The following is a 1916-nucleotide window of genomic DNA, read 5'->3' as shown; positions in this document are numbered from 1 at the left end:
GTCGAATGGGTTGACGGCGCCGAATGGTCCGTCGCAGCAGCGGGTGATCCGTCAGGCTTTGGCGAACGCGCGTTTGTCCACTGGGGACGTTGACGTCGTGGAGGCACACGGCACGGGGACTCGGCTGGGTGATCCGATTGAGGCGCAGGCTCTGTTGGCGACGTACGGCCGGGACCGGGAGCAGGCGGATCCGGTGTTTTTGGGTTCGGTGAAGTCGAACATCGGGCATACGCAGGCTGCTGCGGGTGTGGCTGGTGTGATCAAGATGGTCATGGCGATGTGGCATGGGGTGTTGCCGCGGACCCTGCATGTGGGTGAGCCCACGTCGCAGGTGGATTGGTCGTCGGGTGCGGTGGAGTTGCTGACCGAGTCGCGGCCGTGGCCCGAGGTGGACCGTCCCCGACGGGCCGCGGTGTCCTCCTTCGGGATCAGCGGCACCAACGCCCACGTCATCCTCGAACAAGCCCCAGCCCTCGACGAGCCGAAGGAGGCGGGCGACGGCGAGACGATCGACTCGGCGCCCGTCACCGACACGGCCGGACCGCTCCCGTGGGTGCTCTCCGGCCGGACCGCGGCGGCCCTGCGTGATCAGGCTCAGCGGTTGGCCGCGCACCTGACCGCCCGTCCGGATCTTGCGCCGGCGGACGTTGCTTGTTCGCTCGTCAGGACGCGGGCGGCGTTGGAGCATCGTGCTGTGGTGTTGGGGGTGGGGGCGGCTGAGTTGGTTGCGGGTGTGGGTGCGGTTGCCGAGGGTCGTGGCGCTCCTGGTGTGGTGTCGGGTGTGGTGCGGCAGGCGGGCCGGGTTGGGTTGGTGTTTTCGGGGCAGGGCTCCCAATACGCGGGGATGGGTCGGGAGTTGTATGGGGCGTTTCCGGTGTTTGCGGAGGCGTTTGATGAGGTGTGTGCGGAGTTGGATCCGTTGTTGGGGTTCTCTTTGCGTGATGCTGTGTTCGCCGACCCTGACACCGACACCGGCGCCGACTCCGGCGCCGGCGCGGATGCTGGTGTGGATGCCGCTGCGGGTGGGGTGACCGGTGTTGGGCGGGGTGGTCTTGCCTGGGGGTTGTCTGCTGGTTCGATCGACGATACGGGGGTGGCGCAGCCTGCTTTGTTCGCGGTGGAGGTTGCGTTGGTGCGGTTGTTGGAGTCCTTCGGTGTTGTTCCTGAGGTGGTGGCTGGTCATTCTCTGGGGGAGGTGACGGCGGCTTTCGTGGCGGGGTTGTGGTCGTTGCCGCAGGCGTGTCGGGTGGTGGCGGCGCGGGCGAGTCTGATGCAGGCGCTGCCGGCGGGTGGGGCGATGGCCTCGATCGCCGCCACCGAAGAAGAGGTACGAGCCCATCTGGCGACCCGGGTCGCCGCGTCGGCGGGGGAGCGGTCGGAGTCCACCGTGGACATCGCGGCGGTAAACGGTCCACTCGCGACCGTGATTTCCGGTGAGGCCGTCGAGGTTTCCGAGGTCGTCGGCTGGTGGCGGGATCGGGGTCGTCGGGTGCGGCGCCTTCAGGTCAGCCACGCCTTTCACTCGTCACTGCTGGACCCGATGCTCGAGGACTACGGTCGCGAGCTGGAGACCGTGGTGGCTGACGTTCCGGCGGTCCCGCTGGTCTCGACGGTGACCGGTACGGTGCTCGACCCCGTGACGGCGGCCGACCCCGGATACTGGGTGCGGCAGGTGCGCGAGCCCGTGCGTTACGCCGACGCGGTCCGCACGCTGCGCGAGCTGGACGTCACCACGGTGATCGAGGTCGGACCTGGCACCACCCTCACCAGTTTGGCCGAGACCGTCCTCGATGCCGACCCGATGCCCGGCAGCCCGAGCGAGGAAGCCGCCGACAAGGCGACGTCGCCGTCCGGCGGGGCCGAGCCCCCGGCGCCGATGCGGTGCCTGCCGTCGCTGCGTCCCGACGCGGAGTGCG

General features: G+C 69.2%; 1 protein-coding gene. It reads left to right on the top strand.

The annotated features are described in order from the left end of the window. Positions 1–1916, top strand: a 1916-nt coding sequence (locus SACXIDRAFT_RS00325) for a type I polyketide synthase (RefSeq protein WP_006236442.1), incomplete at both ends; no start/stop codon positions are given.

It is taken from the genome of Saccharomonospora xinjiangensis XJ-54 (assembly GCF_000258175.1).
Taxonomy (GTDB): Bacteria; Actinomycetota; Actinomycetes; order Mycobacteriales; family Pseudonocardiaceae; genus Saccharomonospora; species Saccharomonospora xinjiangensis.
Note: the sequence above shows the minus strand (reverse complement) of the source record. Positions and strands in the feature narration are given on the sequence as shown.